The following is a 25,640-nucleotide window of genomic DNA, read 5'->3' as shown; positions in this document are numbered from 1 at the left end:
GGGGGAAGGGCACGGTTACCTTTGACGGGGCAGCCCCGGGATAGTCCCGCAGGTTCTCTGCGGCTACCCAGTTCCCATCTCTGAGACGGAATGTCTCATAGTAGGCTGTAAGCTGCGTTGTCTCATAGAAGGGAACAGAGGGGTGGAAGACAGAACCGATCCGCGTTTGTTGCGCAGCCGTGACGCCATGGTCTCGGCGGCCACCGCGTTGCTCACGGAAGGGGGGCTGGAGGCCGTGACGCATCAAACGGTCGCCACCCGCGCCGGCGTTGGCAGAGCCACCGTCTATCGGCACTGGCCCGGCCTTCTCGACCTACGCCTGGCCGCGCTGGAAGCCGGCATGCCCCCTCTGCCTCCGATGCCTGAGGAGCTTCGGGCCGCTTCGGGCAACGATCCGCGAGCGGAGCTCGTTCACCGTCTCGGCGTGCTTGCCGAGCGATGGGACGACGAGCAGTCCGGTGCCGTGCTTGCTGCGATCCTCGGCGGCTCACGGCATGACGAAGGCATGCGCCGCCTCCGGGAGTCGCTGCTGAACCAGATCGCCGATGCCCTGCGTCCCGCTGTTGCCGTGGCCGTGGAGCGCGGCCGGCTCCGGTCCGACGTCACCCCCGAGACCTTTGCCATGGCTACCGCGGGCCCCTTGTTCTTCGAGCGCTTTCTCGCTGGGAACCGTCTGGGGCGGGACACCGTGGAGGCCGTCGTGGATGCCGCTATGCGGGGCTGGTCCTAGCGTCGTTGAGTCCCCGGCGTGGCTGGATGTCCGCCGTTCGGCCGGGGCTGACCAAGGCGGCATTCCTTCGCGCCGATGAAGGGCTGCGAGGTCCTGTCATCTCTGGGTTCCCCGACTGCTTCAGTGGCAGTCGGCAGAACCTGTCGGCGCGAGCCGATCGGCTCGCGGTCCGGCGCGGGTGCCACCGATTCGATCACTGCGCGCCTGTGGACTGAGTCGGTGTGACGCAGGTCTCTTTGAGACAAGTTGACTCATAGACTCTCTGTGAGTCAACCTGTCTCACAGGGGGTTCGCGAAAAGGCGGATCCCGCAACTGTCCATAGATGTCGTCAATGCCATGGCATTCGCGCACAAGGTCTCTAATGGAGGAATCCATGAACGCTACGGTCACGAAGAAGGCGGGCAAGGGCGCCACCGACGGTGTCGTTTCCGAGATGGCCACGTACTTCCACATCAAGCCGGGGCACGAGCAGGAGTGCGCGGCGGCCTGCCAGCGGATGGTCGAGGCCCTGAAGCAGGCCCCCATGGCCGCCACCATCAAGACCGGTCTGCGTGACACCCGCCACGTGATCTTCAACAACGGCACGGAGCTGCTGTGGGCCACCACCTTCGAGACGGAGTGGGAGCCCTACATCGACGACGCGTTCCTGACCGTCGGCTTCGAGCACTTCGTGGACTGGATGCAGCACACCACCGAGTGGGACACCAAGATCGCCCCGTGGATCGAGAAGTCCGGCGGCCTCGAGTCGCTCACGGGCGACAAAACGCGCGAGGGCTTCGACGAGCACATCATCGCGAACATGGCCGGCATGAGGTGGATCCTGCAGGACGGGCAGCAGAAGGCCACCGCCTACTGGAACCCGGTCAGCTCCCTGACGATGTCGGAGATCACCAAGGCCGAGCGGATCAACGCCGCCTTCCAGGAGGTCCTGGACGACCCCGCCGCCGAGGAGGCCCTCCAGCACCCGGCCCTCAAGCCGCTGCTCGCCCAGGCCGCCAGCTGACCCACCCCCACCCCCGGAGGGCACCACACCCACCCCTCCGGGAAGGGGCGCCACCCACGCCCCCTCCACGACCCGCGTGACGACTCCGTCCACGCAAGACAGTTCTGGAAGGCATCATGAGCATCGAGAAGGGCAACGCCCTGGAGATCGACGACATCCAGGCCGCCGCTCTGGAGCCACGGCCGACGCCATACGCGGGCGCCTACCTCGCCCTGCGCATCGACGACCGGCGGCAGGGGCGCGAGCTGCTGCGGCGGCTCACCCCCGCCCTCGACTCGGTCGCCGCGTTCGACCCCGAGCGTCAGGTCTCGCTCGCGGTGGCACTCAGCTTCCAGGGCCTGAAGGCCTTGGGGGTGCCTGAGGAGTCGCTGGCCACCTTCCCGGAGGAGTTCCGCGAGGGCATGGCCGCGCGGGCGGAGTACATCGGGGACATCGGGGAGAGCGCGCCGGAGAACTGGGAGGGCCCGCTCGGTTCGAAGGACGTGCACCTCGTCCTCGGCGGACTCGCCCCGGATGCCGCCCGCCTGGAGACGGTCCTCCTCCTGGTCCGCGACGCCCTGCGCGATCTGCCCGGCGTCGTTGCCATCTGGCAGCAGGACGTACACGTCGGACCGGACGAGAAGGAACCCTTCGGTTTCCGGGACAGCATCGGTCAGCCGGCGATCGAGGGCACGGGCATTCCCGGTACCAATCCGTACGAAGAGCCGCTCAGGGCAGGCGAGTTCATCACCGGATACAAGGACGAGACCCACGGCATCACACCCGTTCCGCAGCCCGAGGTGCTCGGGCGCAACGGAACGTACGTGGCCTTCCGCAAGCTGCACACGCGAGTGGCCGACTTCCGTCAGTACCTCCGCGACCGCGCCAAAGACCCCGCTGACGAAGAGCTGCTGGCGGCCAAGTTCGTCGGCCGCTGGCCCAGTGGCGCCCCCTTGGCGCTGACGCCGGACAAGGACGATCCTGAACTCGGTGCCGACCCCGCGCGGAACAACGCGTTCATGTACGGCGACGACCCGGAGGGCCTCAAGTGCCCGGTGGGCTCCCACGCCCGGCGGATGAACCCGCGGGACGCGGTCGTCACCGGTGAGGTGCGACTGCACCGCATGATCCGGCGCGGTACGACCTATGGCCCGCCGCTGCCCAAGGGAGTGCTGGAGGACGACGGCGCCGACCGCGGCATCATGTTCGCCTTTGTCGGAGCGCACCTGGACCGGCAGTTCGAGTTCGTCCAGCGGCAGTGGGTGAACGACGGCAAGTTCATCGGGTCGCCCGCGGAAAGGGACCCGCTGATCGGCGTGAACGACGACGGCGGGTTCACCGTCCCGCGCCAGCCGATCCGCCGCCGCTTCAAGGGGCTGCCGCCGTTCGTCGTCAACCGGGGTGGCGAGTACTGCTTCATGCCCGGTCTGTCGGCGCTGCGCTGGATCGCCGACCTCGACACCTGACATCTCTCACGATCAACACGACAAGGAGCGTTTCTCATGGCTGACCACTTCTCCGGGCCGCGTGCCATCGCCGACCCTGCGTCCGACATCGCCGACGTGTATGCCTTCCCCAGCCCGGAGCGGCCGGGGAACCTGGTGCTCGTCCTCAACACGTTCCCGGCCTCGGCCCCTACGGCCCTGTTCTCCGATGCGATCACCTATCGTTTCCGCGTCCGCCCGGTCACGCCCGGGAGCGAGAGTGCCGATGCGGCGTTCAATGTCGGCGAGGACGAGTACGTCTTCGACTTCACCTTCGACGCCCCCCAGAAGGTCGACGGCACGGACACCCTGCTGCAGATGGGCACGTGCCATGCGCCCAGCGGCCGGAAGATCGCCTTCCAGGTCGGCAACGAGGTGCCCACCGAGGCCGAGGAACTGAAGATCTTCGCCGGGTCGCGGCTCGACCCGTTCTTCATCGACTTCGTGGGAGTGATGGTCACCGAGGCGACGGGGAAGCTGGGCTTCAGGTCTGATGCCAGCAACGTTCTGGAGGGCCTGAACGCGCTGAGCATCGTGCTCGAAGTCGACGCCGCGGTGCTCGGTCCGGCCGCCGACTCGCTGGTGGCGGTCGTCGGCGAGACCGTGACTTCCGGTGGACGCCCGGTGCGGCTGGAGCGCATGGGCCGGCCGGAGATCAAAAACGTGATCATGTCGCCCAAGAAGTTCGACACCGTCAACAGCGATCTGGAGATCCGCGACCTCTTCAACGAGGAGGACGCCTTCAGCGTGCGGCCCGACTATGCGAGCACTTACCGCGCACGACTCAATGCCAACCTGGCCTTCTACGACGGCCTGGACGGCAAGACCGCTTGGCCGCTGGACGAGCAGGGTGCCCACCCGCTGACCGAACTGCTGCTGGCGGACTTCCTCGTCGTCGACCTGTCCAAGCCCTTCTCCGAGGACGGCTGTTTCGAGATCGAGACCGCCCTGCTCGCCGGCCGCCCGCACACGACCTGCGGTGGCCGGTCACTCAACGACGACATCGTGGACACCCTCTTCACGCTGCTGGTGGGTGGCATCGACGGCGAGCGCATCAGCGACGGCGTCGACCAGCCGACTCAGCCGGCGACCCACAGCTTCCCCTACCTGAACGCTCCCAACCCGACCCCGCCGGACCTGGGTGCCCGCCTGGCCGCGCAGATGCCTCCCCGCGAGGAAGCGGCATGACCGGGGCGCCTCCCCAGGAGAGGGAGCCGGTCACGACGAGCGGCACCATCGCCGTAACGAATCTGCACGGGCAGATCGACGGCCTGGCCGTACGGCTCAGCCGTGCGGATACCGGGGAGACGTCGGCGGCTCCGTTGGCGGTGGCGCAAGGGGCGGCCCTGATCGACCTCCTCAACCTCCGAGGCCACATCCTGGGCCGCGTCGCCGACTACGAGCGGGCCGCGGAACTCGCTGAGCAGCTCGTGCACGTCGCTCCCGAGGACGGCACGGCCCTGCTCGCCCGCGCCAGGACGCGGGCGACCCTGCACCGCTTCGCCGAGGCCGTTGCCGACCTCGGCGCGGCGGGCCGGAACGGCGCGGAGGAGGCCACGGTGGACGCGGAGCGAGCCGTCGTTCTGCAGGCCCTCGGCTGCTACGCGGATGCCATGGCCCTGATCCGCAAAGCGGCGGAGCGGCAGAGTGACTTCACGACGCTCGGCGCGCTCGCCGTACTCCAGGCCGAGCGGGGGGAGGTCAGCGAGGCGGAGCGGCTGTTCGGCGAGGCGCGGCGCCACTATCAGGGGACCTCACCGTTTCCGCTCGCCCAGCTGGACTTCCGACGCGGTGTGATGTGGCACCGCGAGGGCGATCTCGATGCGGCCCGCTCGTGCTACGAGGCCGCCCGGCGCCGGGTGCCCGACTACGCGCCGGCACTGGGCCACCTGGCCGAGGTCGAGCTGCTGCGCGACGACCCTCAGGCCGCCGTCGCCCTCCTGCGTCCCCTCACCTGGGCCAGCGACGACCCCGAGTACGCCGGCCACCTCGCGGCCGCGTTGCACGCATGCGACAGGTTTCAGGAGGCGAACCAGTGGCGCGAGCGCGCGGCGGCGCGTTACGGCGAACTGGTGCTGCGTCACCCGGAGGCTTACGCCGACCACGCGGCCGACTTCTGGCTCACGGTGGGGGCCGATGCCGAGCGGGGGCTCCAACTGGCGCTGCAGAACCTCGCATTCCGCCAGACAGCCCGAGCCCATGCCCTGTTCCAGCGCGCTGTCCTCGCGCAGAACCGGGTTGCCCAGAACCGGGTTGCACAGGCTGCCCCATAGCCGCCGAGCGGCGATGCCGGCGATATGGGGCACGGCGGGGTCGGCCGGACGGATCGGCATGCCGTTCGGCCGCCCCCGTACCAGCCCGCAGGGGCAAACGCGACTCGGCCTCTTACCGGCTGAGACCCCCCTCAACCCCTCGCAGCCCCCCTCACCCCCTCGTGGTCCCACGGACCGCCGCAGCACTCCAAATCAGTAACCACTACCCGAGAAGGCCCAAAACGATGGACACCATGCTGGCAGGACGCGTCCACCTGGACACGAAGAAGTTCGCCATGGAGGAGATCCCGGTCCCCGTACCCGGGCCGGGCGAAGTACTGATCGAAGTGAAGGCGGCGGGCGTGTGCCTCTCCGATCTCCACCTCATCGACGGAAGCATCACGCCGCTGCACCTGAACTCCAATGTGCTCACCCTCGGGCACGAACTCTCCGGCGTCATCCATTCCCTGGGACCCGGCCTCAAGCGGGACCTGGCCGTCGGCACACGGGTCGCCCTGCAGGCAGGACAGCCCTGCGGCGAGTGCGCCCGCTGCGTCAGCGGCGGCACGTGCGTATCGTTCCGCGGCCGCGGCGTCGACTACGACGGTGGCTGGTCCCAGTACACGATCGCCCGTGAGGACACCGTCGTCCCCATCCCCGACACACTTCCCTTCGACCAGGCGGCGATCATCCCCGACGCCGTTTCCACCTCGTACGCGGCCCTGGTCGACACCGTGCAGGTGCGTTCCGCCCAGGCCGTGGGCATCTGGGGAGTGGGCGGGGTGGGCGCCCATGCCGTCCGGCTGGCCCGCATGATGGGTGCCACGCCGATCATCGCCGTCGACCCGCTGCCCAATGCGCGTGCGCGAGCCCTCGCGTTCGGCGCCGATGTCGCGCTCGACCCGTCCGACCCCGGTTTCGTCGAAGCCGTGCTGCGGGCCACCGACGGCCTGGGCCTGGACTACGCCTTCGACTTCGCGGGCGTTCCCCGGGTCAGGGAGCAGGCGTCGCCTCTCCTCGGTAACCACGGTGCGCTCGTCCTGGTGGGTATCACCACCGAGCCGCTGAAGATCTCGGAGAAGATGACCTTCAACCTGAAGAACAAGAAGGTGTTCGGACACTACGGATCCTCGTTCGATCACGTCTACGAGCTGATCCGGTTGGCCGGCAGCGGCCGTCTCGACCTGGCCCCGTCCATCACCGACCACATCCCCCTGGCCGACGTCCCCGAGGCGATCCACCGCCTGGAGAACAAGATCGGCGATCCGATCCGCCTCATCCTCGTTCCCTGACGAGTCGACCGAGCGAGATGGGCCGCCCCGGCGACGGAGCCGGCCCATAGCGCGCCCAACACCCGCAACCGCCCCCCCAGAGAAGCAGACCGACATGCGCGACTCACGCAACGCCACCGCATCCAGTGACAGCAGGAATCCGACAGGCCTGTCGGCAACCACGGTGCGCACCCGCGTGACGGTCCCACTCCGCTTCGGCGACGGCTGTACAGTGACCGCCGACCTCGCCACCTTCCACCACCTCGCCGACGGGCAGGAACACGTGGCCGTCATCCTCGGCGAACCCGCCGCTGGCCGGCCCCCGCTGGTGCGCCTGCACTCCGAGTGCCTGACCGGCGACGTCTTCGGCTCGGCCCGCTGCGACTGCGGCCCCCAGCTGCGCGAGGCGCTCGAGCGCATCGCCGACCGCGGAGGCGTCCTGCTCTACCTCCGCCAGGAGGGACGCGGCATCGGCCTCTACAACAAGCTCGACGCCTACGCCCTCCAGGACCAGGGCCTCGACACCTACGAGGCCAACACGACCCTCGGCCTCCCCGAGGACGCCCGCGACTACACCGCCGCCGCGCAGATGCTCGCCGCCCTAGGCATCTTTGAGCTGGACCTGCTGTCCAACAATCCGGACAAGGCGGCCCAGCTGCGCACCCTGGGCCTAACGGTGACCCAGCACGTTCCCACGGGCGTGTTCACCACGGCCCACAACATCCGCTACCTCCGTACCAAGGTGGTCCGCACTCAGCACACACTGCCGCTGACGGAACTGACGGTGGGCTGACGGCCGATGCCCATCGGCTCATGGCTCAGCCCTGTCGTCAACGCGATGCCGCGCGTGACCGGGCAGATGGGCCGCGTCGCCGAGCAGGAAGACGCGTCCCCGGCACCAGCGGTCGATGCGAAACCGGAAGCTGTACTCGGCCAGGAACAAGTAGCCCTCATCCTCGCGGCCCTTCACGCTCGCGTCCTCGTCCAAACCGGAGAGTCCCACAACAAGATCAAGGCGACGTGTTGATGATCTGCAAGCCCTGGCAAGGGCCGTCCCGCAAACGCTGACACGGCGCCGCCGGGATCGTGTCCGGCGGCGCCCTTTTCTGGTGCGCGGTCGGACAGGATTCCGCCCAGCGTGTGAACCGACTCACCCCCACGCCCCGCCGGAACCACCCGTCCTCTGTGGCCGTCTTGTGCGCTGACTGTGTACGAAGCAGGGATGTGGGGGACGTTGTGACGCGGAACGTAACGAAGGCCGGTCTTCTGGCGGTGGCCATGGCGACGATGCTCGGGGCCTCGGCCTGCGGCGGGGAAGCCGGCGCGGCGGCCGGGGGGACCGGCGGGACGCTCCCCGCGCACGGGAAGGGGGAGCCCGTGGCGCCCGCAGGGGACGGGGCGTCCTCCGGCTCGGCCTCGACGTCTCCCGGCACCGTGGGGAAGTTGTCCGGGATCGCGCAGACCGCGGCGTCGCCCATCACCCGGCACGTGCCGTGGAATCTGGACATTCTGGATCAGCGGTCGCGGCCGCTGAACGGGAAGTTCACCACCACCGCCACGGGCAAGGGCGTTCACGTCTATGTGATCGACACCGGGATGGACATCGCTCACAAGGAGTTCGGCGGACGCGCCCGCCTCGGCGCCGACTTCGTGGGCCCGAAGGACTCCGGTGACTGCTTCAACGAGGGGGGCATCGGCCACGGCACGTTCGTCGCGGGCATTATCGGCGGGGCGAGGTACGGGGTGGCGCCCAAGGCGGAGCTCGTACGGGTCCAGGGCATCCTGTGCGAGAGCGAGGGCGGCGGTTCCCCGGCGGCGGCCGAGGCGGCCGTGGTCAAGTCGGTCAAGTGGGTCACCGCGCACGCGCAGAAGCCGGCGGTGGTGAACATGTCGCTCAACTTCGACCACCGGTCGGCGGCCGTGGAGTCCGCCGTGAAGAAGATGGTCGACGCGGGGATCCCGACGGTGGTGTCGGCCGGCAACTTCCATGACGACGCCTGCAAGCACTCCCCGGCCGGCGTCCCCGGCACGATCGTCGTGGCGGCCTCCACCTCGAACGACCGCGCGTGGAGCGACGGCGGCTCCTACGGATCGGGTTACGGCCGGTGCGTGGACCTGTACGCCCCCGGCCAGAAGGTGACCGCCGCCCTCGCCGGCGGCGGTACGACCACGGAGAACGACGGCGCGACGTCCTGGGCCGCGCCGCATGCGACCGGCGTGATCGCGCTGTACCTGTCGGCGCACCCCCATGCCACTGCTCACGAGGTCCACGTCTGGCTCGACCACACGGCCACCCGTGGTGTCGTGCGCGATGTCCGCTCCGACACTCCCAACCGGCTGCTCAACACCGGCGGCCTCTGACCTGCCGCCCCACCCTGGACGCGCACCGGTCGAACACGGCATCGCCCACCTCAAGAACTGGCGGTCCGTCACCAGACTCCGCAGCGGCCCCGCCCGCGCCACCCACCTCCTGCGTGCCCTGCTTGTTCTGACGAACCTCGAAGTCAACCGCTGACTGGCTTCGTTCGCTTCCAGCAGCATCTTGTGTGTGAGTTCAGAAGGCGTCTGGCGTGGAGGCGCGTCAGGAGTGCCCACAAGATTGACGTCAGCGCAGAGGGTGTGGGCCGGCCCACCCAGCCAAGGGCACTGATCGGAGTATGCATGCTGCGTCTACTACAGTGCGGTGTGGGCCGTGACTGGCGCTGAGGTGGAGCACCACCGGGGAGCGGTCTGACGAGACGTCGTTGCCGTGCGCCTGGGCGAGTGGTCAGCAACGCCTGGAGGACGACCATGTCCGCGACTCAGACGGCCCAGCTCATGGACGGCACCGGCCATGCCCGGCGCATCGTCGAAGAGGCTGCTGCCAAAGCGGCCGAGATCTCACAGCGCACGGGTACTGCCCCCTGTCTGGCGACGGTGCTGGTGGGAGATGACCCCGCATCGGTCACTTATGTCCGCATGAAGCGGGCACGGTGCGCAAAGGCAGGTATCCGGTCTCGACACATCGCTCTGCCTGCTACCACCACGACCGCTGAGCTGATCGACAGTCTCTCTGGGCTGTCCGGCGATCCGGAGGTGCACGGCATCCTTCTCCAGCATCCTTGCGGCCCGCACATCGATGAGCGCGCGGCGTTCGAGGCCATCGCCCCGGCGAAAGATGTCGACGGGGTCACGATGCATTCCTTCGCCGCAATGAGCTTTGGCCTGCCGGGCTTCGTATCCTGCACCCCGGGCGGAATCATGCGGCTGCTGGAGGCGTACGACGTCGACCTCGCCGGCAAGCACGCCGTCGTGGTGGGGCGCAGCGCGATTCTCGGCAAACCGGTGGGGATGCTCCTGCTCGCCAAGGACGCAACGGTGACCTACTGCCACTCCCGCACGGCAGACCTATCGGCGATGGTCCGGGAAGCGGACGTCGTGGTAGCGGCCGTGGGACGGCCCCGGCTCATCCGCGGTGAGGACATCAAGCCCGGCGCGGTGGTGATCGACGCCGGATACAACCCGGGCAACGTCGGCGACGTGGACTTCGACGCCGTTCTCACCCGTGCCCGTCTGATCACTCCGGTGCCTGGCGGCGTAGGACCGATGACCATCGCCGTCCTGCTCGAACAGACCGTGGACGCCGCCGCGAACCAGCTCGGAGTCCAGCAGTGAAATCGTGAACATCACCCGAACGTAGATCTGGGTGTTGGTGCCTCCCGCCACAGCCAGGCGGTGGAGTGCCCCGACTACAGTTGTTGCACAGTCTCCCTCCGCGCGCCCAACCGAACGTAGCTAGGTCGCCCAGAGCTGTGCACGTCAAGGCAACTGGTGGCGGGGAAGCCGGGCAGTACGCCGGTTGGGCGATCGGGGGAGCATGGAACGGCTGATCACGTTGCGCCTATGGGATCTCGTGGAGCCGCTTGCGGAACACTCCGGTGGCCTCGCCGCCGCGGAAGATGACCTCCTTGCCGTTCACCTTCACCTTCGCCTTCTTCTCGTCGAGTCCGAACACCTCGGCGAGGTGGAGCGGGTCGGGGCCGTGGACGAGTGCTTGTCGGTCTGGTTGATCAGCAGGGGGCGGGTCGGAGGTGGCGGGCCGGCATCGGCGCCGGTGTTCCAGCCACGCACCGACGGTTCGCCGACGCGCCTCGGGTTACAGCAGGCGTGCGAGAGGCAGCGCCGCGATGTCGGGAGCGGGCCGGGAGACATACAGGTCGGTGTGGTAGAAGCCGTCCGCTTCCTTGTCTGCCGTGTGCAGTCCGTTCACAGCCAGGGCGTGGAACGCCGCGTACCGTTCGGCGCTGTCGGCAAAGCGGCGCTGCCGGAAGGTACGGGCGGACAGTTTCTCCGTCACCAGGCCCGAGCGTGCGAGCAGGTCGGCGATCGGCTGGTAGGGCACGGTGCGCAGCACGAACGCCGCGACCCACGGTGGGGTCGGCATGCAGTCGAGAAGCCTCGTGAAGGTCCGGGTGAAGACGTAGCCGACGCCGCCTGTGACGGTGATGAGGTCCGTGCCCGCCAGTGTGCGGCGCAGGGCGGGGCTCGGTTCGGTGACTTCGAGGTTCTCCGCGAAGGCGTGGTCGAGTAGGCCGACGGCGCGGGCGTATCCGACGGCCAGGGCTGCCGAGTCGATGCCTGTCGCCGTTGCGGCTTCCGGGCGGCGGCGCGCTGCGAAGAAGGTCCGGTCCTCGGCCGCGAGTTGCCGGGTTGGCAGGGCGGAGAGGTGGTGGGAGGTGTACCGGGTGGACAGGTCCGACAGAGTGACACGGCAGTTGAGGAGAGCTGTGTTGATCCCGTAGGAGCAGCACAGGTCCACCACGTTCAGTGGCGTCCGGTCGGGGTGCAGCCAGCGCAGAGCATAGGTCAGTGCCCGGAAGACGGCCTGCCCATGGTGGGGTATTTGGTACTCGAGGGATCGCAGGGTTGCGAAGTACGGGCGGGGGTCGGGGCAGTTGTAGATGTCGTTGAAGTTGGCTTTGCCCCAGTCGGCATTCGCGGTGCTGTTGCTCGCTCCTGCTGCCATGGGCGGTCTCCTGACCTGCGTCGGCCGGTGGGAACGACCCGATGGCCGCAGGGATACGGCCAGCGCCTGTGCGCTCGTCGGGTCGCGCCACGGCCCCACTCTGCCCTCCCCGGCGCCCGACGGCAGCCTGGAGGAGCTGACAGGGTGATCACGGTCCGTGACCGGGGGTGTTGGTGTAGCCGGGGCGGGCAGGAGCGTGTGGCGTCCCGGTTCAGCCCGGTCCGCGGCATCGAGGAAGAAGTACCGCACCAACCCGAGACGGCAGGCCCGGCTGAAGGCGGCCCTGCTCGGACGGTCCCGCGGCGGGCTGACCTCCAGATCTACCTGGCCGCCGACCGGCGCTGTCGGCCGATGGCGCTGGCCTGACTGCCGGCCAGGCCGCCGACAGCCCCCAGTTCCTCACGGTCCTCCCGGTCCTGGCGAAGGTTCGGGCCCGTCTGCCCGCCGGCCGTCCCCGCACCCGGCCCGCCGCCGTGACCGGCGACAAAGCCTATTTTTCTCGCGCCAACCACTCCCACCTGCGTAAACGCCGTATCAAGGAAGTCATGCTTCTACCGCGACCGCAACACGGTCGAGCGGGCCATCAACAGGATGAAGGACTGGCGAGGCATCGCTACCCGCCATGACAAGACGCCCGAGAGCTACCTCGCCGGATTCCACCTCCGCGCAGCCACCATCTGGATCGGCAGTCTCCTGCAGACCAATTGATCACAACCGAAGACGGACTCTAGTGCTGGGGGCCTCTTTGGTTGGGTATATGTCCTGGTGGCAGGGTAGTTGCGGTTGCTCGGGGCGGGGTGCTGGGCGATGGTTTTACGGGCACGGCCAAGATGAGGACGAACGGGCGGTCGTTCGCCGGTTGCCGGGGGGCGCGGAAGGCTCCGCGGGATTGGGGCACCGCTTCAACCGTTGAACGGTGCCCCAGCAGCGGTCATGCCGACTTCGCGGGAAGAGTGCCGAGAAACTCGCGGACGTGTCGCAGCCACGTCGTGCGGTCGGCCTCGTTCAGGATGTGGGCCGCGCCGGGCAGTTCGATCAGCTTGGCGCCCGTGATGCCGGCCGCCAATCGATACGAGCTCTGGGGCAGGACCAGCCTGTCGCCGGTCGGTGCCACCACCAGCGTGGGGGCGGACAGGTGTCCGAGGTCTGCTCGGACATCCACTCGGGACACCAGGTCGAAGTGGTCCACCGTCCCCGGCGGCATCCCGGCCAGGGTCTGGGTCACCAGTGCATCGAGGTCGGCCGGCGCGATGTCCGCCAGATCCGTCGGCGACAGGCACGAAAGGCAGGCGAGCCGGGCCATGTCGCGCCACTGGCCCGCCCCTGCCAAGGTCTTGATGAGCTGGGCGGCCAGCGCCAGGACCGGGTCCGCGACAGGGAACCCGGCGGTGAGGACGAGTGCCCTGACCCGCTCGGGATGCCGGGAGGCGATCCGGACGGCCACGGCGCTGCCCAGCGACTCGCCGAGCACGACGAACGACTCCTGCCCTGCCGCGACGGCGGAGGCGACCAGTTGGTCGGCGAGTTCGTCCAGGTCCAAGGGCTCGGTTGCCAAAGGAGAGCCGCCCGCCCCCGGGTAGTGCGGGCCGATGAGCGTGTGGTCACGGGCAAGATCGTCGAGGACGAGGCCGAAGTTGCCATCGATACCGCCGCCGGCACCGTGGGCAAGCAGCAGTGCGGGGCCGCTGCCCTTCACGACAACGTCGAGGTGAGGCGTGGCAAGCGAGTGCTCAGTGTTCATGCCGCCGACGCTAAACTCTGACATCAATGTCAGAGTCAAGTCGCGGCACTGGGAGGCAAGCCACGTGCGCATGAAGGAGATGGTCCGGCACACCGGAGTCCATGAGCGGCTACTGCGCTACTACGAGCAGCAAGGGCTTCTGGCACCGGCGCGGCTACCGAGCGGCTACCGCATCTACAGCGAGTCGGACGTGGAAACGGTGCGCCGTATCCGCTGCCTCCTGGCGGCAGGGCTCCCGACTTCTCTGATCGCTCAGGTTCTGCCCTGCATCCGCACGGACGACGATCGCCTCGTGCCCACCTGCCCGGACCTGGTCGCCCAGCTGGCGCAGGAAAGGGAGCGGATCACCCGCGCCATCAAGGAGTTGCAGGCATCCCGCACGATGCTCGACACCGTCATCGCCGCCGCGCCCGTACAGGGCGCTGAGACACTGAGATCGCCTCAGCCAGACGCTGACGAGGCAAGTTACTGACTTCGGCGTTTTAGGTCGGTTCGGTCTGTCGAGAGTGAGACCGGTCCCGGCGAGGAAGCCGCCGAGGATGCCGTGCTGGTACTGCAGCGCTTTGAGTCGCCGTGGAGACTTCAGTAGCTGGTGGGCGCCGTCGAGCAGGCGGATGTAGTCGTTCTCGCCGAGCGAGCGGCGCTCGCCTTTGCGGCCGGTACGCCGGCGCAGCCGGTAGCGGAGGCGGGTGGGCAGGTTCGGCTCGACGCACAGGAGCCCGGCCACCGACAGCCGTCCCCGACTGCGCCCCGAAACGCCCACCGTGGGGGTGATGCCGCGCCGGCCCAGGTGCGGCCCATGGGCGGCCGGCCGGTCACACCCGCTTCGTCCTCGAAGCAGATGAACGCACCGGTCGCCGCCCGGAGGGTTCCACCTCCTGGCAGGTCGCCTCCCGCCACGCGGTGACCGCGTCGTCGTCCCGCTCAGCGGCGGGCCGGCCAGGCATCTGCACGCGGTCCACACCTGGTCGTCCGTCCAGCCATGTGCGGCCGGTCCCTCGTCCAGCCAGGCGGCGAGCCTTGCGGTTGATGTGCAGTGCTCAACCCCGGGGAGGGCGGCGAAGAACCCGTCGCCGTCCAGCAGCCGCCACCTCGGTACCGGGAAACCGCTGAACGCCTTCTGGTTCTGCGGTGCTCGAGATTGCGGCACGCCCGCACCGTTCCGTGCCGCTCGGCCCGTTCGTCGTGCGGGTGTCCGCCAGGAGGCCGAAGTTCGCCGAACCTTCACCCATTTTGTCGGTGAACAGCTGGGCGCACTCCTTGCCCTACGCCACCTTGTTCACGCTCTTCGGGGTAGCCGCCGGACCCGTGTGTCGAGGCCATCGCGTACTCGTCACAGTCGACCGCCTTCGCCGAAGCATCGGACGTCAGACGGGGCCGCTCGATACTGCTTTCGCGCAGGCTGGTGAGCCGACCGGCGGAATGCGGATAGTGACCGCGTGGATCACATCGGAGCATAGTGATCGGATTCCGGTGTGTCGCCAGGAGGAGATCATGTGACGAATTCTTTAGGGCCCGACTCAGGGTCCCGCTCCGGCTCGCACGTGATGGTGCGACGGGGCCTGACGAAATCCAAATGCGCGCAGGCGGAAATGGTATGGGTTGCGCTGGTCCTGCTCCTGACGGCGCTGCCGGTGGGCTGGTGCGGCCTCAAGGACTTCAAGGATGCTCTGACTTTCCCGGGTTGCGTCACCGGAGCGGCCCTCATGGTGGCGGCCCTCATCATGCTCGTGGGTGTTGCCGCGGTCGTGGACTGTTGGATCCGAGGGCCGATTTCCAACTTTGGAGTGGTCGCGCTGATCAGTACCGGCGTGGCGTTGTTGACGAACGTCTTGCTCGCGTTTCAGACATGGAATGACGGCGAGAGAGTCGTCTACAAGGTACTGTCCATTGTGCTCAGCGTGGGTTCGCTATTGGCTGTCATCCAGGTGTGGCGAAGACTGGATGAGATCCCCACTCCCAAGCGGGTGGCTGCGGCACTCATTGTCTCCACGATCGTGGCGGTCGCCAATTTCAGCTACCAGTATCTCTTTCAGCCGCACCGGCGCGAGGTCGCCCCGCTCGTGCAGCTGAACGTGGGCAAGGCGGTGCTCAGTGCGGACCGCAAGGCGTTCTCCGTGCCGGTCGACATCAAGCTCGTGAACCACAGTGATGTGAGTTTCTATGTGCTGGGCGCCGAGTTCCACGCCATGGGAGAGGACGTGACGGTGAGCCCGACGGACCTGGACCGCTCGAAGTGGCGGGAGGGCGCCGAGCAATGGGCCAGATACCGGGAGAAGCACCCGCTCACCCGCAGGGAGGTCTACCAGCCCGGCAAGCTGGTGGCGGCGCAGCAGTGGATTCCCGCCGGACACTGGGTCGAGGCGAAAGATGAGGCGCTCACGCGAACCGTTGTTCAGCTTCCCATCGACACGCATTTCGACAAGCTGACGTTCTACGCCACCCTGAGCCTGGCGCGTAAAGACCGGCTCGTTATGGGAAATTTCGGAAGGCCTGGTTACTCCTGGCGGGGCGTCGAGCTGCCCCATTGGGTGAAGGCAGGGCAGGAGGACAACGACACCATCATCCAAACGGCCGATATGCAAGAAAACAATGCGATCGATCATTATACGAGAGAATCGCGCCGCGTCACTACCTATTGGCGCTTTGGTCTACATGGTGTAGACGTGGCGCCGGTCATCGTGCCGGTGGGTGAGGAAGGTCGCACATTCTCCGAACAGACGAACCGCGAGGTGCGGAACCGCTACGGTCTGATCGACGTCTTGGCGGGCCCGGTCGAACAGACGCTGGACGAGATCAAGAGCCGGCGCTGACCAGCCCCTCCAACCACACACCAGGGCGCGAGAGCTGTTCACGCGATCCCAGGAGCGGCACACGTCGATGAGCTCGTAGCCGTGTATCCGCAAGCCGCGGGCGTACGGCTCGTTGAAGGGGATCCTGACCGCTCGGTCGCGTGCGATGTGCCGGTTTGGTGTCAGTGGGTTGGTGTCGGTTCCGCCGGGAGGAGGGTGTGGGGTGGGGGAGTCGGGCGCGTGGGGTGAGACCACGGCGTGGTTGAGGGTGTCCGGTCGGCGCTGGTTGCAAGGTTGTTGGAGCTCGATGCGGCCGGGTCGCTGACCACGGCACACGTGCGTGCGGGCGCCGAGCTAGGCCCCGATCATCCCCATACCTGGCCGTGAGGCGGGGCCTTGCCTGGTGGCGGGGGAGCGGACACTGGGCCCGAAACACCCCCACACCTTGGCTGTTCGGCATGAGCTCGCCCGGTGGCGGGACGAGCCGGCCAGGGACGACGGCCTGGCCGTCGAGTAGTGGGTCCCGCCGGTCATGCTGCTGGATTGACCCGTGCCGATCGCTCAACCGGCCGCACCTCGTCGGCGAGTGCCACCCGATCGGTACGTCGTTCAGTGCTCGTCGCCGACCGGCGTCTGACGGGCGAGGAACTCGGCGAATGCTGCTGACTGCTTCGGCCCCATGTACCCCTGACGGCCATACATCGCCTGTTCTTCCAACCACGCCACCGTTTCGGCGTCACGCAGCTCTGCCACGACCAGCCGGCCCCGCGTGAGGGTCATCCCGCCGTGCGGGTGGCTGTAGCCGATGTAAGGCCCGTACGACGTCGGCCCCGGCGGGTACTCGTCTGCCGGCTCGTCCTGCGGCCGCGCGCCCTTGTTGTGACGTGCGGCCCAGTACTCCAGTGTCGCCAGCTCGGCCGCCGCCAGCAGCACCCCCGCCGGCTCGCCGTCCGCGGTGAGCCGGATGCGCTCGCCGGTCTCCTCGACCTCGGCGATCAGACACCCGAACTCGGGCGCTCCTTCTATCAGTTCAAAGTCCATACGCACCGACGCTACCCGCATCCCGGAGCAGGACCATGCCTTGAGTCTCTGGCTGTGTGTTGGTGGAGCGGCCCGGACCACGCCGGGCTCACCCCGCCATGCCATGGACACAGCCGCCGAAGCCGTCTCGGCATCGGAATCGACGTAGACCACGGCGCCGGACGCTCCTCCGTGTCGGTCTCCCCATCGCGGAAGGCGGTCAGACCGGCACACGGGAGCGGTTGGATCACATGGTGGGCCAGCTCGTTCCTGACGGCGAGAACTTCATCGGACGCGTGGGCGAAGCCGTATCCGGACATGGCCTTCCCTCTTCTCCTGGCGTACGCCGCCCTGTTCGCGTGCAGAAACGGATCCACGAGGGGCGTCGTGGCTGTGTCATTGCTGTCACTGCCTTGTCTGGGCCGCCGCTTCGTCGTCGGCGGGAATGTCCAGCCGGCCGGCCACGGTGGTCAGAGCCGTTCCCAGCGGGAGCGCGATTCGAGTGACGGCGTGCGGGTCGCCCCGCGTCGCATCCCGGTTGATGATCAGTACCGGCTTTCCGGCCTGAGCTGCCTGGCGGACGAACCGAAGCCCGGACATCACCGTCAGTGAGGAGCCCAGGACCAGCAACGAGGTCGCCTGATCGACCAGCGTGCGACAGTGCTGGACCCGCCGCGCCGGAACGGCTTCACCGAAGAACACCACGTCCGGTTTGAGGATGCCGCCGCAGGCCGTGCAGGGCACCACACGAAAGTCCCCGACCTGTTCGTCGGTGAGGTCGGCGTCACCGTCCGGGTTGATTCCGGCGGCAACCGGCTCGAATCCCACGTTGGCCTCCGCCAGCCGCAGGGCGAGTTCGCGGCGTGGGGTGAAGGCGCCGCAGGAAAGGCAGACGACCCGCTCCAGGCTTCCATGGAGTTCCACGACGCTCTCGCTGCCGGCGGCCTGGTGCAGGCCGTCGACGTTCTGGGTGATCACACCCGAGAGCAGGCCGTGGCGCGCGAATGCGGCCACGGCCCGGTGTCCGGCGTTGGGGCGGGCGCGGCCGAAAGTACGCCAGCCGAGGTGGCTGCGCGCCCAGTAGCGGCGCCGGGCCTGCACGCCGGCGGTGAAGTCCTGATAGGTCATTGGGGTGTGCCGGCTCAGGCTCCCGCCCTCGCCCCGGTAGTCGGGGATGCCCGAGTCCGTGGAGATACCCGCCCCGCTGAGCACCAGCACACCGCCGTTACTCAGCGCACGGGCGACCGGCTCCACATCCGTGGTAGCCGGTGGCAAGTCCTCGGGAGGAGTCCAGCTCAGAGTGGGACGCATGCGCATGCCGCCAGGGTACGCAAGCGGCTGCCACCACTCGGCTGTGTCAGCTTTGGCGGGCTCTGGCCCACGTCCTGCATGGCTAGTCACTGACTGTGACGACTTGTTGATCTGGGCGTGCAGTGCTCCGTATGTCGCTTCAGAAGGTGTTGCCGGGGCGCCTCAGGCCCGACAGCGGACCCCGTGGGGGTACGGGCGGTGCAGGCGGCAATCGCAGGCGTGACGCGCGCCTGGCGTCCTGAGGAGACCCCGGCTGAACCTGGCTTCAGCCAAATCGGATGGGCCGTGGGCTCTCCGAGCGATAGTTTGGCGCGATGATCAACCTGCAGGTTCGTCACGAGTCCGGGACCGTTCTGGCTGGGTCCGGGCATGGCGTCGCCTGGGACGAGTCGCTCGCAGAGATCGACCGGTCGCAGTTCCCCATGCTCGCCGGTGTCTGCCCGTTCGCGGATACCGTCTTCAACACCTGGCAGCTCCCCATGCTGGTTGAGGAGTTGGACCGTCTGCCCGCAGCGCGAGGTGGTCCCTGGGTTGACGCGGTGCGAGCCTTGTGCCGGACTGCGGAGGAAGGCTCCCATCGATACGTCTGGTTCGTTGGTGACTGAGCATGCGCCTCTGGTCCTGACCGCCGCCGGCATCACGCCAGTAGGACCCGATCGCGGGAAAGATCGAATCCTGCGAGCCCGAACATGTGGCGCATGAGCATCTTGACCCGGTTGACATGGCCTTCGACGACACCGGCGATCCAGGGCTGGGCGAGGCCCGCGATGACGGCCTCGAGGTCGCGTTCGAGGCGCTGGGCGAACCGCTGGAGGCCGGGCAGATCGGTGGCGACATCGACGCCCTGCTGCGGCGCCGTGACCAGCTCGCAGTCCAGCAGGTCCTGGCCGACTGACGGTGGTGGGCGGCTGCCCCGCCGGGCAGCTTGCGCCCCTGGGCAGGGGAGGTGGTCCTGCCCGTCGGTATCCATCGTGCGCCCGGACCTAGTAGTGAGAGACGTACTGTCCGTCGGAGGCGTCGGGGGAGGTGACCAGTCAGCCTGCCCTGTGGAGTTGGACCTGTCGCTCCGTGTCCACGAAGCCGAGCGCCCGGTAGAGGCGGATGGCGTGGTCGTCGGGGTCTGCAACGATGACGAGCTTGCGGATGCCTGGGGCGAGCAGCGCGCGCTGGGCCGCATGGTGGATGACGGCGGAAGCGAGACCTCGGCGACGGAAGTCAGGATGGGTCTCGACGTTCTGGAACCGCGCCAGCTCCGAGCCATCGGAGAACAGGCCGGCTCCGGCACGCAGGCGGCCCTCGACGAAGGCGCCGATCCAGCTTCCGTGACCGGCCTCGCACAGACTGCGGTAGCCCGCGACCCGTCGCTCGGCGAAGTGCCGACCGTCGCTGCCCGACGGCAGTCCGTAGCAGGCGAAGTGCAGTTCGAGCGCCTGGCGCCAATCATCGTCGCCGGTCAGTACACGGACGTCGGCGTGCGGGGCCGCGACCGGTGACACGAGCCGGTCCGCCGTCAGTACCGTGTTGACTTCGGCGGTCACTCCAAGCACTTGGTGTTCTGCCGTGTCCCCCACCAGGCCGGCGACGCCGTCCACACCAAAGGCTCGGTACTGCGTCTCCGGAAACTCCGCCTCGAACAACGTCGACCATCGGGGCGCGTCACCTGGCTGAGGCGGAACCTCGAACAAAAGAAAGTTCCCCCAGTGAAAACCGGGATTCGCCGGAGTGCGTACCACCAGGTGCGTTCCGTGGTCGGTGACCACTGCTCCACCCATCTTTAGCAACATCAAATCTGTGCGGAACCCAAGCGACACAATCTTCACCCGGCCGAGAGTACAGCGGGTCTTCCAATCACGATTTCAGTGTGTGTGGGGGGAGCTCCGCTCACATGGGAGCGCGGGCTGCGCTGGATCACCTTTTCGGCATCACCCGGGTCGCACGGCCAGGGAGTACATCACCACCTCGAATAGCCCAACGCCGGCTCTCGCTCCCAACGGAGTGGTGGCTTCCATATGACCCGACAAAATCATCACCAGCGACGGCCACGTCCATTCCGCGCCGTGCACGCCGACCGAGCACCTGTGGTGGGGCGACGGCTGGGGTGACCGGGCCGGCGAGGCCGCGGCCGTCGTCGACCAGCTCTTGGACGACCTCGGTGCCACCGTGGACCTGCACCAGCACTACAACGCCCCCAAGGACCTGACCGCCCTGTTCAACGGGGAACACAGGAAGGGTGCCGAACGTACCCGCGCCGCCCTGCTCCGCGCCCGTATGAGCCCTCCCCGCCCCGCACGCGCTGAGCCGCGAAGTCGTCATGACCGCCTCCCGGGTCCAGGGGCCCGCCGCTCCGGCCGGCCGAAGCCTCGGCGCTCAGCCGCGCTGGGCGGCGTCGTAGACGGCCCGCGCGGTCTTGTCGAGCGTCGGCCCGTACATCGGGGTGCCGCCGTCGCCCTCGCCGTCGCTGTTGACCGACACCACGGTGCCCTTGCCGGCGGCGGAGTTGAAGCCGGCGAGCCAGGGACCGCCGCTCGCGCCGCCGCCGAGGTCGCACGGGACGCGCTGCTCGCCCTCGGGGGCGCGCTGGGAGTTGCCGGGGCAGTACAGCAGTTCCTCGCCCCGCTGGGGAGTGGTCGCCGGACAGCCGAAGGCGGTGACCCGCTCACCGGCCGGACGGCTGAAGGCGATGTTCTGCGCCCCCACTGCGTCGGTGAGCCGCTTCCCCTTGGCCGGAGTGGCGACGACCATCGCCGGCTATGTCCTTGACCGTGTCCTCCGTCCAGGAGCCGAGGCGCGCGCACGCGGTGCCCGCGCAGTGAACGAGGCCGCGTGGTGGGTGCTCGATCCGATGTGTGCGCATGCCGCACGCGACCGCGCTGCGGTCGTCACCGTCTCGGTCCCGCGACGGCGTAGGCCGCGGTGCCGACAACCGCGAGGACCAGGGCCGTCCAGGTGCCCGCTGCCGTGCCGGGCGGCAGCAGCATCCAGCTCGCCACCCGCATCGGCACACTCGTCGGGGGCGGGGCGAAAAACGAGAACGAGAGCCAGGCGAACGGCAGCGTCCAGGCGTGCCGGCCGCCCGAGAGCGCCGCGCCCAGGGCGACCAGTCCCATCAGGCCCGCGCTGTCCCGGACGACGAACGCGGTGGTGGCCATGTCCTCACCCATCGCCTGCGCTGTCAGCAGCGCCGTGCCGACGACCGCACCGCAGAGCAGTACATGTGCCGCTCTGCGGGGCACCCAGCGGATCGCGGCCGTCCGGTCCAGCGCGAGGTCCTGCCCGCTGAGCCCGATCGAGGCTGCCATCGTCCCCGTAGCGAGGGCGAGCGCGGGCAGCCGCGGATCACCGGGCCCGCCGCTGCCGTTCCGGGCGAGTGCCCACACCGCCACCGCGCTGATCACCACCGCGGCGAGCGACGCGGGTATCTGACGCGAGCGCGCGTACAGCGTCAGCCATCTCACCGGGACGCACCGCCGTTCAGCGCGTCGAACGCATCGCCCTTGCAGGAGAGCGCGGCGGTGCGCATCGCGTTGATCCGCGAGAGCTGCTCGGCCCGCGGCAGCGCCTTGAGTTTCTTCCACACCGGGCGGGTCTTGGCGTTGACCTCGCGGCGCAGACTTGCCGGTGTGCCGGGAAGCGGCCTGAGGTCCCCGAGGACCCAGCCCACCGCGACGGTCTGCGCGAACTCATCGCTCCCGAAGCCGCTCCAGCCCACGGGGGTGCACCCTGGCACCAGGCCTTTGGCGATCAGGGCCCGGGTCAGCTCCTCGCCCTTCGCGGCGGCGATGAGGTCGTCGTCGAAGTCGAAGAGCACGGTCGTGCGGGACCACTGCGGCGTGGAGCCTTCTGGCAGTACGGCGGTGTTCTCCCGGACCGAGACCGGCGCCTGGCTGCCCAGGGCGCCATGCAGCAGGCGTAGCACCTCCTTACCAGGACCCGCGAGGTCGGCGAGTCGCGCCTGCTGCGTCTTCGTCACGCACACCGGGCCGTCGCACACCAACTCCGCGGCGGCCTCGTCGACGACATACATCCGGCGCGGATCGGAGGGAAGGACGAGCAGAGCGAGCGCCGCGCCCGCCAGGACGGGCGTCAGGGCCAGCAGCCGGGCGCGCGGGGTCGCGGCGACCAGCAGCGCGAAGCCGGTCGCGGCCATGGCGAGCAGCCAGATCGTCTGCCCGACGTGCACGGAGGCGGAGAGCGTGACGAGTGCGTCGCGCACCTCCTGCACCGCCGGTGACAGCAGGGAGACCCGGTTCGGCTCCGTGCTCGGGAGCCCCGTCGCCGTGGTCGTCTCCGTCCGGCCCAACGACGTCTGCAGGAGGACCGTGAACACGAAGGCGCCCATGGCCAGCGCGGGCGGGGTGAGCACGGATGGCAGGGCCCGCCCGGCCCCCATGCCCAGCACGGCCCCCGCGACGAGAGAGAGTGCCCCTACCAGCGAGATCGGCAACCATCCGAGGTGCGTGTACTCGGTGTTGGCGACCACCTGGACCGCGCCCACGAGGACGAGGAGCGCAAAGGCCGAGGCCAGCGTGAGCGCCGTCGCGCCCGCCAGCGTGGCCGCGCGGTGCCGGGCGGGCCGCGGAGTACTCGTCAGCAGCTCGGACATCTTCGAGCGGTGGTCGCGCAGGCCCTGCAGCGCCCCAAGCCCCACGGCGAGCGGCCACAGGTAGAACAGCACGGAGCGGGTCCACAGGGCCATGGACGTCCACTGGGCCGTCCACGCCGTGGTGCCCGTCCACCACGATCCGGGAATCAGGTACAGAAACGCCAGTGCCGTCGTCAGGACCACGGCGCCGGCCCACGGGGCGACGGAGCGCTTCAGCTCGATACGCAGGACGCGGACGTTCACCAGGTGCCCCTTCCCTGCTCGGGGTTGAGCAACATCGCCGAGTAGCCGCGCTCCAGCGGGCTGTCACCCATGTGCTCGGGGCCGCCCACCGAGGCCAGCTCGTCCGGAGGTCCCTGGAAGACCAGTCGCCCCTCGGCGAAGAGCACCACGTTGGTGCAGGCGGCGGCGACGTCCTCCACCAGATGGGTCGACACGAGTACGCAGGTGTCCGTACCCAACTCCTGCAGCAGCTCGCGGAAGCGCAGCCGCTGCGCCGGGTCCAGGCCGGCCGTCGGCTCGTCCAGCAGCAGGATCGTCGGGTCGTTGACGATGGCCTGGGCGATGCCGACCCTGCGCACCATGCCGCCCGACAAGGCCTTCATCCTCTCGTCGGCGCGGTCCGCCAGACCCACCCTCTCCACGGCGCGCTGCACGGCGGCGGGGATGTCCGCCTTGGGCACCTCCTTCAGCCACGCCATGTACTCGACGAACTCACGCACCGTGAAGCGCTTGTAGTAGCCGAACTCCTGCGGCAGGTAGCCGATCCGGCGGCGCAGCGCACGGTGCTCGCCCATGCCGCCCGCGGACTCGCCGAGCATCTCCAGGGTGCCCTCGGTGGGGCGCAATACTGTGGCCAGCGTCCGGATGAGGGTGGTCTTGCCCGCCCCGTTGGGGCCGAGGAGGCCGTGTACGCCGGTACCCAGCGACAGGTCGACCCCGTTGACGGCCATCCGCTTCCTGCCGACCCTGACCTTCAGCCCGGTGGCCTGGATCTGCCAGGCGTAGGCCGTTGGTGCGATGCCGGCCGCGCTTACCGCGGACATCATGTGGTGTTCCTTTCCGATGGTCATCGATGTGCTCCCAGCACGGAGTACGCGCCCCTGCGAGCGATCACGACAGCGGTACCGAGTGCGAGGACCAGTCCCCACACGGGCAGGCTGCCCGTCTGCAGGGCGAAGGTCGTACGGCTGGTGGCCAGGGTCGGCGCCACGACCGCGGCGGCCCACACGGCCGCCAGTGAGACAGCGGCGCGGGTCACGCCGACGACGCCGCCGAGCGCCAGGGTCGTCGAAGTGAAGGCCAGACAGGGCAGCAGCCACTGCGCGGCCGTCACGCCGGTCACCCATCCGGCCACCAGCAGCACGGGGACGACCACGGCGAGCACCGACGCGGTGCGCCGCAGCACCAGGTACAGTCCCGCCCTCGGTGCGGAGGCCGTCAGTTCGTACGCCGGGTCCAGGCCGCGCGACCACGACGCGGCGACGCCGAGGACGGGCAGGATCGGGGCGAGCAGCAGCACCAGCGACACCTCGCCGAAGCCGGTGTCGACCAGGTCGAGCAGGAGCGCGAGCAGTGTCACGCTCACGACCATGGCCAGCCACGGCATCATCGTGGGCGTCATCCACCTCGACAGCCGCGCCGACCAGCGCCGTTGGCGCGGCATCGTGGCGGTGGCTGCCAACTGGGGTTCGAGGCCGGACCACACGGTGCCGACCAGCGCCGCCACGGCGGGCGCCTCGGCTGTGACGGCGGCCGACAGCCGGTCACGGCACACCCCGCACGCCTCCAGATGGGCCTCCAGGGCCCACACCTCGTCGGCGGCGATGTCCGTGTCGCCGCGTGCGTAACCGTCGATGATCCGCATCGACGCGTGTTCCACGCTCATGCCAGCGCCTCCCGCATCGCGATCCGGGCCCGGCGGGCACGGGTCTTGACCGTGCCCTCGGGCAGCCCGAGCAGGACCGCGGTCTCCCGGACGGACAGCCCGTCGAGCACCATGGCCTGCAGTACCTGTCTGAGTTCCGGCGCGAGGCGCCGCAGCGCGTCGCCGACGTCACCGCCGACGGCCGTTGCGAGTGCCTCCTCCTCGGCGGCGGGCGCCGCGTCGGGGAGAGCGGCGGCGACCGGCGGCTCGGCGTGGTGGGCCCTGCGCCGGAAGGCGTCCACGAGGCGGCGTGCCGCGATCGTCCACAGCCATCCGGCGGCCGTCCCGCCCGCCGAGGACCCCGCGAACGCGCCCGCCGCGCGCCACACCGCCAGATACGTCTCCTGCATGACCTCGGCGACGATCTGCTCGTCGGCGCAGCGACGGCGCAGCCGCAACGCCATCCACGGCGCGGTACGCCGGTACAACTCCTCGAACGCCGCGCGGTCACCCCTGGCCACCAACCGGACGAGACGCTCCTCGTCCAGCTCGCGCGGTGCCTTCCTGACTGATCTCACACC

The 25,640-nt window shown here is 68.9% G+C and carries 25 protein-coding genes, 1 pseudogene and 1 riboswitch; of the genes and pseudogenes, 14 read left to right on the top strand and 12 right to left on the bottom strand.

The window, feature by feature from the left end; translation table 11 throughout:
- The first annotated feature begins 142 nt into the window (after positions 1–142).
- The 7 genes from GTY58_RS02995 to ribA all read left to right on the top strand — a co-directional run bounded on the left by GTY58_RS02995 (position 143) and on the right by ribA (position 7,513).
- Positions 143–730 carry a TetR/AcrR family transcriptional regulator gene (locus GTY58_RS02995; RefSeq protein ID WP_010981990.1) on the top strand — a complete coding sequence of 196 codons (588 nt, stop codon included), beginning with the start codon at positions 143–145 and terminating at the stop codon, positions 728–730.
- 374 nt (positions 731–1,104) lie between these two features.
- The gene (locus tag GTY58_RS02990; RefSeq protein ID WP_010981989.1) at positions 1,105–1,734 is read left to right on the top strand and encodes a hypothetical protein; all 630 of its coding nucleotides are present in this window, start codon (positions 1,105–1,107) and stop codon (positions 1,732–1,734) included.
- A 116-nt stretch (positions 1,735–1,850) separates the two neighbouring features.
- Complete coding sequence (locus GTY58_RS02985) at positions 1,851–3,179, top strand: peroxidase (RefSeq protein ID WP_010981988.1); 1,329 nt, start codon at positions 1,851–1,853, stop codon at positions 3,177–3,179.
- 36 nt (positions 3,180–3,215) lie between these two features.
- On the top strand, positions 3,216–4,385 hold the full coding sequence (locus tag GTY58_RS02980) for a DUF4331 family protein (RefSeq protein ID WP_010981987.1): 1,170 nt from the start codon (positions 3,216–3,218) through the stop codon (positions 4,383–4,385).
- Positions 4,382–5,470 carry a hypothetical protein gene (locus GTY58_RS02975; RefSeq protein ID WP_010981986.1) on the top strand — a complete coding sequence of 363 codons (1,089 nt, stop codon included), beginning with the start codon at positions 4,382–4,384 and terminating at the stop codon, positions 5,468–5,470. Before GTY58_RS02980 ends, GTY58_RS02975 begins: the two co-directional genes overlap by 4 nt.
- Positions 5,471–5,694: 224 nt before the next feature.
- Positions 5,695–6,741 (top strand): zinc-binding dehydrogenase, encoded by a 1,047-nt coding sequence (locus GTY58_RS02970; RefSeq protein WP_010981985.1) that lies wholly within the window; start codon positions 5,695–5,697, stop codon positions 6,739–6,741.
- Positions 6,742–6,835: 94 nt separating this feature from the next.
- Entirely contained in the window at positions 6,836–7,513 is a 678-nt protein-coding gene (ribA, locus tag GTY58_RS02965) for a GTP cyclohydrolase II (RefSeq protein WP_010981984.1), read from the top strand.
- Between the two features lie 18 nt (positions 7,514–7,531).
- Here ribA and GTY58_RS39405 read toward each other — a convergent pair whose 3' ends face one another.
- The gene (locus tag GTY58_RS39405) at positions 7,532–7,708 is read right to left on the bottom strand and encodes a hypothetical protein (protein ID WP_154696714.1); all 177 of its coding nucleotides are present in this window, start codon (positions 7,706–7,708) and stop codon (positions 7,532–7,534) included.
- 248 nt (positions 7,709–7,956) lie between these two features.
- On the opposite strand from GTY58_RS39405, the gene GTY58_RS02960 reads away from it, so the two are divergent.
- Positions 7,957–9,081, top strand: coding sequence for a S8 family peptidase (locus tag GTY58_RS02960; protein WP_242432288.1), 1,125 nt, complete (start codon positions 7,957–7,959; stop codon positions 9,079–9,081).
- 321 nt (positions 9,082–9,402) lie between these two features.
- Positions 9,403–9,488, top strand: a riboswitch (ZMP/ZTP riboswitch).
- 22 nt (positions 9,489–9,510) lie between these two features.
- On the top strand, positions 9,511–10,374 hold the full coding sequence (locus GTY58_RS02955; protein WP_010981982.1) for a bifunctional 5,10-methylenetetrahydrofolate dehydrogenase/5,10-methenyltetrahydrofolate cyclohydrolase: 864 nt from the start codon (positions 9,511–9,513) through the stop codon (positions 10,372–10,374).
- A 481-nt stretch (positions 10,375–10,855) separates the two neighbouring features.
- Here the strand turns inward: GTY58_RS02955 and GTY58_RS02950 are convergent, their stop codons facing one another.
- Entirely contained in the window at positions 10,856–11,725 is an 870-nt protein-coding gene (locus GTY58_RS02950; protein ID WP_037651824.1) for a hypothetical protein, read from the bottom strand.
- Positions 11,726–11,969: 244 nt separating this feature from the next.
- Between GTY58_RS02950 and GTY58_RS02945 the strand changes: the two are divergent.
- Positions 11,970–12,433: pseudogene (locus GTY58_RS02945) on the top strand (IS5/IS1182 family transposase); the annotation flags it as partial.
- A gap of 223 nt (positions 12,434–12,656) precedes the next feature.
- On the opposite strand, the gene GTY58_RS02940 reads toward GTY58_RS02945, so the two are convergent.
- The gene (locus GTY58_RS02940; protein WP_042492684.1) at positions 12,657–13,466 is read right to left on the bottom strand and encodes an alpha/beta fold hydrolase; all 810 of its coding nucleotides are present in this window, start codon (positions 13,464–13,466) and stop codon (positions 12,657–12,659) included.
- Between the two features lie 64 nt (positions 13,467–13,530).
- Here GTY58_RS02940 and GTY58_RS02935 point away from each other — a divergent pair, with 64 nt between their 5' ends.
- On the top strand, positions 13,531–13,938 hold the full coding sequence (locus GTY58_RS02935; RefSeq protein ID WP_042492681.1) for a MerR family transcriptional regulator: 408 nt from the start codon (positions 13,531–13,533) through the stop codon (positions 13,936–13,938).
- Positions 13,939–14,962: 1,024 nt separating this feature from the next.
- Positions 14,963–16,279 (top strand): DMT family transporter, encoded by a 1,317-nt coding sequence (locus GTY58_RS02930; RefSeq protein WP_010981978.1) that lies wholly within the window; start codon positions 14,963–14,965, stop codon positions 16,277–16,279.
- Positions 16,280–16,867: 588 nt separating this feature from the next.
- Here GTY58_RS02930 and GTY58_RS02925 read toward each other — a convergent pair.
- Positions 16,868–17,299 (bottom strand): hypothetical protein, encoded by a 432-nt coding sequence (locus GTY58_RS02925; RefSeq protein ID WP_010981977.1) that lies wholly within the window; start codon positions 17,297–17,299, stop codon positions 16,868–16,870.
- Between the two features lie 384 nt (positions 17,300–17,683).
- A complete protein-coding gene (locus tag GTY58_RS02920) occupies positions 17,684–18,595 on the bottom strand; it encodes an NAD-dependent protein deacetylase (RefSeq protein WP_010981976.1) in 912 nt (303 codons plus the stop codon).
- A gap of 308 nt (positions 18,596–18,903) precedes the next feature.
- Between GTY58_RS02920 and GTY58_RS39400 the strand changes: the two genes are divergently transcribed.
- Positions 18,904–19,194 (top strand): hypothetical protein, encoded by a 291-nt coding sequence (locus tag GTY58_RS39400; RefSeq protein ID WP_010981975.1) that lies wholly within the window; start codon positions 18,904–18,906, stop codon positions 19,192–19,194.
- A 116-nt stretch (positions 19,195–19,310) separates the two neighbouring features.
- Entirely contained in the window at positions 19,311–19,484 is a 174-nt protein-coding gene (locus GTY58_RS39395) for a hypothetical protein (RefSeq protein WP_154696713.1), read from the top strand.
- A 139-nt stretch (positions 19,485–19,623) separates the two neighbouring features.
- On the opposite strand, the gene GTY58_RS02910 is transcribed toward GTY58_RS39395, so the two are convergent.
- The 7 genes from GTY58_RS02910 to GTY58_RS02880 form a co-directional block, all read right to left on the bottom strand.
- The gene (locus tag GTY58_RS02910; protein WP_010981973.1) at positions 19,624–20,409 is read right to left on the bottom strand and encodes a GNAT family N-acetyltransferase; all 786 of its coding nucleotides are present in this window, start codon (positions 20,407–20,409) and stop codon (positions 19,624–19,626) included.
- Between the two features lie 547 nt (positions 20,410–20,956).
- A complete protein-coding gene (locus GTY58_RS02905; protein WP_010981971.1) occupies positions 20,957–21,331 on the bottom strand; it encodes a hypothetical protein in 375 nt (124 codons plus the stop codon).
- A gap of 137 nt (positions 21,332–21,468) precedes the next feature.
- Complete coding sequence (locus GTY58_RS02900) at positions 21,469–22,044, bottom strand: hypothetical protein (RefSeq protein ID WP_010981970.1); 576 nt, start codon at positions 22,042–22,044, stop codon at positions 21,469–21,471.
- Positions 22,041–23,435 carry a hypothetical protein gene (locus tag GTY58_RS02895; RefSeq protein ID WP_010981969.1) on the bottom strand — a complete coding sequence of 465 codons (1,395 nt, stop codon included), beginning with the start codon at positions 23,433–23,435 and terminating at the stop codon, positions 22,041–22,043. Before GTY58_RS02895 ends, GTY58_RS02900 begins: the two co-directional genes overlap by 4 nt.
- Positions 23,432–24,265, bottom strand: a complete 834-nt coding sequence (locus GTY58_RS02890) for an ABC transporter ATP-binding protein (RefSeq protein WP_010981968.1) — start codon at positions 24,263–24,265, stop codon at positions 23,432–23,434. The genes GTY58_RS02895 and GTY58_RS02890 overlap by 4 nt, the downstream gene beginning before the upstream one ends.
- On the bottom strand, positions 24,262–25,080 hold the full coding sequence (locus tag GTY58_RS02885; RefSeq protein ID WP_010981967.1) for a hypothetical protein: 819 nt from the start codon (positions 25,078–25,080) through the stop codon (positions 24,262–24,264). The genes GTY58_RS02890 and GTY58_RS02885 overlap by 4 nt, the downstream gene beginning before the upstream one ends.
- Entirely contained in the window at positions 25,077–25,637 is a 561-nt protein-coding gene (locus GTY58_RS02880) for an RNA polymerase sigma factor (protein ID WP_037651829.1), read from the bottom strand. The genes GTY58_RS02885 and GTY58_RS02880 overlap by 4 nt, the downstream gene beginning before the upstream one ends.
- Positions 25,638–25,640: the final 3 nt, after the last annotated feature.

Source organism: Streptomyces sp. SID5469 (assembly GCF_009862865.1).
GTDB lineage: Bacteria > Actinomycetota > Actinomycetes > Streptomycetales > Streptomycetaceae > Streptomyces > Streptomyces avermitilis.
This window is presented reverse-complemented; position numbering and strand designations above follow the sequence as displayed.

What these genes read in the sequence shown, in the direction of transcription:
- GTY58_RS02990 (WP_010981989.1), top strand. Translation starts at nt 1,105, where the DNA reads ATGAACGCTACGGTCACGAAGAAGGCGGGCAAGGGCGCCACCGACGGT.
- GTY58_RS02985 (WP_010981988.1), top strand. Translation starts at nt 1,851, where the DNA reads ATGAGCATCGAGAAGGGCAACGCCCTGGAGATCGACGACATCCAGGCC.
- GTY58_RS02980 (WP_010981987.1), top strand. Translation starts at nt 3,216, where the DNA reads ATGGCTGACCACTTCTCCGGGCCGCGTGCCATCGCCGACCCTGCGTCC.
- GTY58_RS02975 (WP_010981986.1), top strand. Translation starts at nt 4,382, where the DNA reads ATGACCGGGGCGCCTCCCCAGGAGAGGGAGCCGGTCACGACGAGCGGC.
- GTY58_RS02970 (WP_010981985.1), top strand. Translation starts at nt 5,695, where the DNA reads ATGGACACCATGCTGGCAGGACGCGTCCACCTGGACACGAAGAAGTTC.
- ribA (WP_010981984.1), top strand. Translation starts at nt 6,836, where the DNA reads ATGCGCGACTCACGCAACGCCACCGCATCCAGTGACAGCAGGAATCCG.
- GTY58_RS02955 (WP_010981982.1), top strand. Translation starts at nt 9,511, where the DNA reads ATGTCCGCGACTCAGACGGCCCAGCTCATGGACGGCACCGGCCATGCC.
- GTY58_RS02950 (WP_037651824.1), bottom strand. Translation starts at nt 11,725, where the DNA reads ATGGCAGCAGGAGCGAGCAACAGCACCGCGAATGCCGACTGGGGCAAA.
- GTY58_RS02940 (WP_042492684.1), bottom strand. Translation starts at nt 13,466, where the DNA reads ATGAACACTGAGCACTCGCTTGCCACGCCTCACCTCGACGTTGTCGTG.
- GTY58_RS02925 (WP_010981977.1), bottom strand. Translation starts at nt 17,299, where the DNA reads ATGGACTTTGAACTGATAGAAGGAGCGCCCGAGTTCGGGTGTCTGATC.
- GTY58_RS02920 (WP_010981976.1), bottom strand. Translation starts at nt 18,595, where the DNA reads ATGCGCATGCGTCCCACTCTGAGCTGGACTCCTCCCGAGGACTTGCCA.
- GTY58_RS39400 (WP_010981975.1), top strand. Translation starts at nt 18,904, where the DNA reads ATGATCAACCTGCAGGTTCGTCACGAGTCCGGGACCGTTCTGGCTGGG.
- GTY58_RS39395 (WP_154696713.1), top strand. Translation starts at nt 19,311, where the DNA reads ATGGCCTTCGACGACACCGGCGATCCAGGGCTGGGCGAGGCCCGCGAT.
- GTY58_RS02905 (WP_010981971.1), bottom strand. Translation starts at nt 21,331, where the DNA reads ATGGTCGTCGCCACTCCGGCCAAGGGGAAGCGGCTCACCGACGCAGTG.
- GTY58_RS02890 (WP_010981968.1), bottom strand. Translation starts at nt 24,265, where the DNA reads ATGACCATCGGAAAGGAACACCACATGATGTCCGCGGTAAGCGCGGCC.
- GTY58_RS02885 (WP_010981967.1), bottom strand. Translation starts at nt 25,080, where the DNA reads ATGAGCGTGGAACACGCGTCGATGCGGATCATCGACGGTTACGCACGC.